7 protein-coding genes are annotated in these 6,433 nt (G+C 38.2%); 3 read left to right on the plus strand and 4 right to left on the minus strand.

Going from position 1 to position 6,433, the window contains the following annotated elements:
- A partial coding sequence (locus tag BACCELL_RS01925; protein WP_007209816.1) for a hypothetical protein occupies positions 1 to 514 on the plus strand: 514 nt, incomplete at its 5' end.
- 183 nt (positions 515 to 697) lie between these two features.
- On the opposite strand, the gene BACCELL_RS01930 is transcribed toward BACCELL_RS01925, so the two are convergent.
- Together BACCELL_RS01930 and BACCELL_RS01935 are read right to left on the minus strand one after the other, a co-directional pair.
- Positions 698 to 2,989 (minus strand): TonB-dependent receptor, encoded by a 2,292-nt coding sequence (locus BACCELL_RS01930; protein ID WP_007209817.1) that lies wholly within the window; start codon positions 2,987 to 2,989, stop codon positions 698 to 700.
- Between the two features lie 351 nt (positions 2,990 to 3,340).
- Positions 3,341 to 4,123, minus strand: a complete 783-nt coding sequence (locus BACCELL_RS01935) for a DUF4377 domain-containing protein (protein ID WP_007209818.1) — start codon at positions 4,121 to 4,123, stop codon at positions 3,341 to 3,343.
- A gap of 164 nt (positions 4,124 to 4,287) precedes the next feature.
- Here BACCELL_RS01935 and BACCELL_RS27205 point away from each other — a divergent pair, with 164 nt between their 5' ends.
- Both BACCELL_RS27205 and BACCELL_RS27210 read left to right on the plus strand, forming a co-directional pair.
- Positions 4,288 to 4,593: a hypothetical protein gene (locus BACCELL_RS27205; protein ID WP_007209819.1), complete on the plus strand. Its 306-nt coding sequence runs from the start codon at positions 4,288 to 4,290 to the stop codon at positions 4,591 to 4,593.
- A gap of 2 nt (positions 4,594 to 4,595) precedes the next feature.
- Entirely contained in the window at positions 4,596 to 4,910 is a 315-nt protein-coding gene (locus BACCELL_RS27210) for a hypothetical protein (protein ID WP_007209820.1), read from the plus strand.
- A gap of 54 nt (positions 4,911 to 4,964) precedes the next feature.
- Here BACCELL_RS27210 and BACCELL_RS01945 read toward each other — a convergent pair whose 3' ends face one another.
- On the minus strand, positions 4,965 to 5,738 hold the full coding sequence (locus BACCELL_RS01945; RefSeq protein ID WP_007209821.1) for a class I SAM-dependent methyltransferase: 774 nt from the start codon (positions 5,736 to 5,738) through the stop codon (positions 4,965 to 4,967).
- Positions 5,739 to 5,910: 172 nt separating this feature from the next.
- Positions 5,911 to 6,433 (minus strand): zinc finger domain-containing protein (locus tag BACCELL_RS01950; protein ID WP_007209822.1); only part of this gene is annotated, 523 nt, incomplete at its 5' end.

The raw sequence follows: 6,433 nt of genomic DNA on the forward strand, positions 1-6,433 counted from the left end.
CGATTCAATTTTCACTAATAAAAAAATATATGATATATATATATCACCATTGGATAGTTTATATTCGAGCGTTTTTGAAACTCAACAATACATCCAAACTAAGCATGAATTGATAGAATATAGGCGCAAGATAGAAAAAGAGAAATCTGATTATAATTATGAAAAATCCATTGGGGGGACAGGGATTAATAAAAAACTTATAGTATTATATCAAAATTCAATAAGGGAAGGAATTAAGAGATTAAATGAATTACAAATGACATATAAGCCTAAATACTTAGGTTTTAAATGTAGCTTTCATGCTAAATATCAAACAGATTTTACTGATTCGATATTGGTGGGGTATTGCTATCTATCTCCAAAAAAGGATCGATTTCTTGTAAAACCAATATATGAATCTGGATATGCTATTGATTCTACTATTGGTAATTTGATGGACGCTATGTTTTTTTACGATGAACAGTTTATTCAACTGGAAATGGATACTACCAAACTGTTCATTAAAGGTTTCTAAGTCATAACTAATATATTATTAACCCCGTAAGGTGGTACAAACTGTGGTACTTTGAAATTTTGGCGTGTAAGTAACTGATTAATATAAAGATGCAAAAGTCCCGTACGCACCGCTTAAAGCTCTGAAATCGAATGATTTCAGAGCTTTTTTGTTCAATATACCAGATGTTCCACCTAATAACAATTACATTCCAAACCTTGATGTATCCACCTCTTTCAGATTCTTTTTCTTATACCCTCCGAAGCGATAACTGAGATTCAGAGTAAAAGCCCGCGAATGGAAAGCGCTGTTCATATCTAAGTCTTGTCCCTTAAAACGAACTTTAGTCTTAGGCATCCCTGTATTAAGAATATCATTGCAACGAGCGGAAAGGCTCATCCTGTCGTTTGCAAAACTCCATTTCAATCCGGCAGTAAGATTAAAGATGGATTCAATATCAAATGTTCCTTGTATAACCGGTGTTTGTACATTCCCCATCAATTCAAAAGCCAGATTTTTATTCACTTTAAAAGTATTATCCAGCATAGCACTGAACACCCACTTTTTTCGATTGAAAGGTATATCAAAGAAATCATCACAACGTTGCCTCATCTGCATACCGGCTACAGTCAATCGAGAATCCAACCAATTTCCTGTTTTGAAAGGTAATATGATGTTTGCCCCCCACAACTGCATATAGTTCCAGTTTGTATTTTTATAAATTAGCGCCAGTCTGTCGGTAGATTGATAAGGAGTTTGTATAAAGTAATCTGGAGTATGCATAAAGAACAGGTTAAAAATATATTTTTGCTTCAAGATATAACTCCCGTTCAAATTGTAATTAGTCATAGGTTTCAATCCCGGCGTTCCCCACAGTTCAGTGTACCCGTTGAGATAACTAACCGACGATTGCATATCCCAATAGCCCGGATACGTCTTATCTGTAGATAAGGAGAATTGGAATGTATGCTTTGGCGTTTTAAAGTAAGTCAGCGATGCCTGTGGATAAACCGCCCATTTATGATAATTGCCGATAGTATAATATTCTCCCGTAGCCGATACTGAGAACGAAACTCCTGTCTCGTAGTTTTTACTGAGTGACACATAAAAATTAGTAGTCTGTTCTTTCAGATCAGAGTACATATTCTGAGTATGAATATCCCCCACTACCTTATCATAAGTCTGAAAATCACGATCTTTTGCAAACCGATAGGATACCCCATATCCTAAACTCCATCCTTTAGATAATGAATGTTTTTGATCTGCATAAATAGAATAGCGATCTATTCTTTGTCCGCCAACCATTGAAAAACTGCTTTGCCTGCCATCCTGATAGTCGGCATAAAGACTTTGATGATTGTCGGATTTATAATGCGTATAATCACCACCTATTTCAAGTCCAAATCCTGAATGATACTGCAATGTGACATTATTCATCCGCGCATCAAGATATTTATCCACATTACTGGTTTGATAATTCCCTGTCGTTTCGCTGCTATTATACTGATCGGGGCTATAGCTACCTGTATATATCACATTAATCGTATGATTGTCATTGAAATTATACTCAAACGCAGTTCTGAAATTGTGATTCCAATACTTACTGCGTAATTGCTCATTCTGGCTGATATCGTACCGTTCATTCTTCAGTGCATGCCTGGAATCGAGGTCTATATATTCCATATTCTTCACATCATTCGCTCCATACATCACATCAAAAGCCATTTTGGGTGTCGATAAACGGAAATTCCCTTTCATGCCACCGCTATTAAAATATTGATTCTTATAATCAGCACTTACTTCTCCTTGAAAAGAATAGTCATTCGAGCGTTTTAAAACAACATTGATAACCGCTCCCCGTACATGATATTCAGGGGGTGCACTATACATTACTTCCACTTTCTCCACCCTGTTTACCGGAGTATTACGCAAAAGAGTTTCAAGCTGCCCGACATCCATTGTGGCAGGTTTTCCATTCAGGATTACAGTCAGATTTCCTGCACCGACCAGAGTCAATGCCCCCTTATTTTCTTGCACTCCCGGTAACCTCATCAATGCTTCATAAGCATTATTCACTACTTGCTTTTCAGATAAAACAGCGAGATTATAACCTAAACGTCCATTCTCCACTTTTACAAATGGGCGTTCCGCCTTTACCACCACTTCATCTAAGGCATAATCCTGAGGTTGTAACTGAATAGTCCCGGCATTTTTCCCATTGCCGGTTACTTGCTTCGTATGAAATAAAAGATGTTGAATAATCAAGCGGTATTTTTCTTGTTGGCCATTCAAAGTGAATATACCGTCAGCGTTTGATATCGACGCATCTATATAAATAGAGTCTACCGTTTGCAAGACAATGGTTACCCCCTCTATGGGGCGCTGTTCACTGTCTATTATCTTGCCGCTAATGGTTTGTCCCCATACGACTGTTTGAAAACCGCCTACTACAATATAGCTGATTACAGATAAGATTACTTTATTCAATCGCATCATTCTATGTCATTTACAGATACTAATGTCACCATTAGCTTGGATTACAGAAATTTCATGTTTTGATTTCTCTGTTTATAGACGAAGCGAAAAAATCATATTTGGTTTATAAAGAAGAAAAACATTTAATATTCTTAAATATAAGATTCACCCACAACTCTTGATGCATCCGCTAATATACTCTCGCTGCCTTACCAAGTCCATACCAACTCCGTATCAACTCCATACCCGCTCCGTATCAAGTCCGTACCCGCTCCGTATCAACTCCCAATAAAGGTACCTTTATACGGACCAGGTACGGAGTTGGTACGGACCAGACACGGTTCAGGTATATTTCAAATATTATTTTAGAGTTTATTCAGCAAATGTGCCTGTAGACATAAAGACTACCGAATACATAAAATAATCCTCACCCTCTGTTTGCGGTTGTTCAAACAGTTGCTTATAAATAGGCTCCGGCTCAGGTCCGAAAAGTAAATCTGCATCCGGAGTGTAAATACCACAATACCATACAGGAGCCGCTTTCATATTAAAACGCGGAATGCCTTCTATTACAAATTTATAAAACCCAACCTTATCGCCATCTTTTACGACTCTTGTCAGCCCTCCGTAATTGGTACCCATATTATATCTCAACCCTTTTAAAGGAATATATCCATCTTCAATCAAGTTACCCTCTGCAAATTTCTTCGCTTTACAGGTAAAAGGTATTTCATATTCACCACCTTCGGGAGACAGGATAAAAGGATTAGGACCATCTACTTTTATAGTGTATTCATACTCTACTTTTGCCTTCGATATTACATCTATCAATTTGTAGACAATGCTACTCCCATCAGCAGGAGAATTAACCAAGGTTCTTTTCTCAACCCATAAAGCATACTCATAGCCCTTTTCGTAAACGAAATCAGTAATTCCTTGAAAATCCAGCGTTTTGTAGTCACTTTCACTTTCTTCTTTCACCAGCATACAATCGATAGGAGAATCACTTCCCCAAGGTTGATAAGTACCTGTTTTGTCAGAAATAAGCATTTTTACAGTTTCTACCTTGTCTTGCGGTTCATCATCACTACAAGCAACAAAGCCAGTGATTGGCAGGATTAATAGCAATAATCCTAATAAGCGTTTTGTCTTCATAATGTTTTCTTTAAGTCTAGTTTTGTAATTATGCAAAGATATACAAAATCTCTTTAAGCTTATTATAAACAAAGCCTTTTATTTCTCTTCTCAGAAGAAGCTTGAATAGAATTTTAAAGGAGATAGGCTATATGAAGATATAAAAGCGTACCTTCGGCAACAGAATGAGATATCGAAGAATAACAACCACCGGACAAATCCGGGAAAAAAAGAAAGAGCGCAGGCAATCTATATATGTCTGGCTGATAGTAATTGTGATCTTGGCAATACTTGTCGGAGTGGGCTATCTGGCCACTCCCAGTACTGTATTGCTCCAGCAAACAGCATTTCGGGGTATCAGTTATCGCCCACTCATGGCATTCGTGATGCTTTTCACAGCCATTCTTGTCATTGTTATTGGCATACTACTGGCAGATAAATACACAAAAGTCGGATATTACCTGAAAACCATCGCCTTGGCATTGTTATAGGGATGCTTTTTCACGGTATGGGTATCAATCTGTTACTGAATATGAATCGTTGGTTGGCAAGTAAGACTCCCGTCCGCAAAGAATACAGAGTAACAGAAATCCGTTTTCTAAAACCCAACAAATTGGCCCGCTATCGGACCATATTGCCTGAATGCAGAATTCTGAAAGCTGTCGACCAGGATAATCCTGACGACTGCCTTTACTTCCATGTCCCCATAAATGCACAAGTAGTTATGGGATGTATACTGCATGTTACAATAAAAAACGGTATCTTTGGATGGAAAGCAGTGGATGAATTAGAGTTTTACAACCCATAAAAGGGCCGTATCAACAAAGAATTATCATCCATTCTGATACGGCCTTTTCTTCATTTAGATTTTCTTTCCGATATAGAATACATAACCATAAAAGTCTTTATACTTATAGTATAATTGTTGCTCATGGCGCTGATTGGCAATCAGTTCTTCAGCCGCCTGGTTACCCGCATATTTTCGTAGAAAGTTTTCTTGGGCTTCAACCTGTGGCATATAGAAATGCTCGATCCAGCAATTTTCCGGTATACAGAAACAGGCTACAGGAATATATCCGGCCTTCTGCATCTGTGCCAGCTTATTGGGAATCGTATTTATTTCAGGATAAGCATCCATCCAGAAATCATTGATCTCAGCCGGACGTTCGTCAGTGAACCATGATACCTCTGATACGGCAATATAACCACCTTTCTTCAAAAACGAACGCCATAGATTCAACCCGTATTCAAAACCAATATTATAGATGGCTCCTTCCGACCAGATAAGATCTAATTCTTCATTCCGGAACGGGAGTTCATCCATTGATCCAATAATACCTTTCACTCTATCCTGCAGGTTAAAGTGCTCGGCATTACTATTGAATTGGTTGATAAAATCAGGAAACAAATCAATGCCTGTAATTTGCCCCGGAGTATGTTGCGCCAGCGTAATCGTTTGGCCACCTGTGCCACAACCCAGATCAGCAATCAGAGATTTATCCGTAAGCCCCTCAACAAAGCTAAGAGCCTTGATTGTTGTTTCAGCACTTCCCGGTCCCTGACGTTCTACACTTGAAAAGTATTCGCAGATTAAACTAAAATCAAATTCGTGAATAGATTTATTTTCGTTGCTCATGATGCCCACAGTTATTTACTTACCGAATTCTTTTTAACTTTAAACATTCAACATTTTTTTATATCTCCACAAAGATAGGCAGACTTTTTATTCCTGCAAATTATCGGAAAAGAAAAAAGAACACCACCCTTGCCACCTGTTCCTTTCGCCATAACTATAATTTAAGTTGTTATTATATTTTTCTTATTTTCTGACACTCAGGACAATAGTAAACCGATCCTCCAAGATAGGCTTCTTTGACAATTACGCTGCCACAGCGCGGACAGGGATTCTTCCATGTTTTGGAAGAAAGAATCGTTTTATACCCTCCCTCATTTCCATAAAGGTCCGTCTGGGTATCACGGCCTCTTCCAGAAGTCATAGCCATTAAGGTATCCTTCAGAGATTTAAAAAGTACCCCTTTCTGTCCATCCGACAAGTCAATCACTTTCTGTTTCGGGTGAATCCCGGCATTGAACAGAATATCCTGCGTTACCCCATTGCCTACACCCGGAATACGTTGTTCGGTAGCCAGCAGAGCTTTAGCCGTCAATGTCTTTTTAGCTGAAGCAAATAATTTCTCAAATTCCGCTTCCGTATAAGCATCACTCAACGGAGAAATACTTTCACGACTTATCGTATAATATTTATTGTCGATAACGCCATCGGGATAGGCACTGATAAAACCATACATGGCAACCGTGAATACAAGAAAC

The sequence above is a fragment of the Bacteroides cellulosilyticus DSM 14838 genome (assembly GCF_000158035.1).
Classification (GTDB): domain Bacteria; phylum Bacteroidota; class Bacteroidia; order Bacteroidales; family Bacteroidaceae; genus Bacteroides; species Bacteroides cellulosilyticus.

Excerpts from the sequence above, each read along its gene's own strand:
- BACCELL_RS01930 (WP_007209817.1), bottom strand. The coding sequence starts at position 2,989 with ATGATGCGATTGAATAAAGTAATCTTATCTGTAATCAGCTATATTGTA.
- BACCELL_RS27205 (WP_007209819.1), top strand. The coding sequence starts at position 4,288 with ATGAGATATCGAAGAATAACAACCACCGGACAAATCCGGGAAAAAAAG.
- BACCELL_RS01935 (WP_007209818.1), bottom strand. The coding sequence starts at position 4,123 with ATGAAGACAAAACGCTTATTAGGATTATTGCTATTAATCCTGCCAATC.
- BACCELL_RS01945 (WP_007209821.1), bottom strand. The coding sequence starts at position 5,738 with ATGAGCAACGAAAATAAATCTATTCACGAATTTGATTTTAGTTTAATC.
- BACCELL_RS27210 (WP_007209820.1), top strand. The coding sequence starts at position 4,596 with ATGCTTTTTCACGGTATGGGTATCAATCTGTTACTGAATATGAATCGT.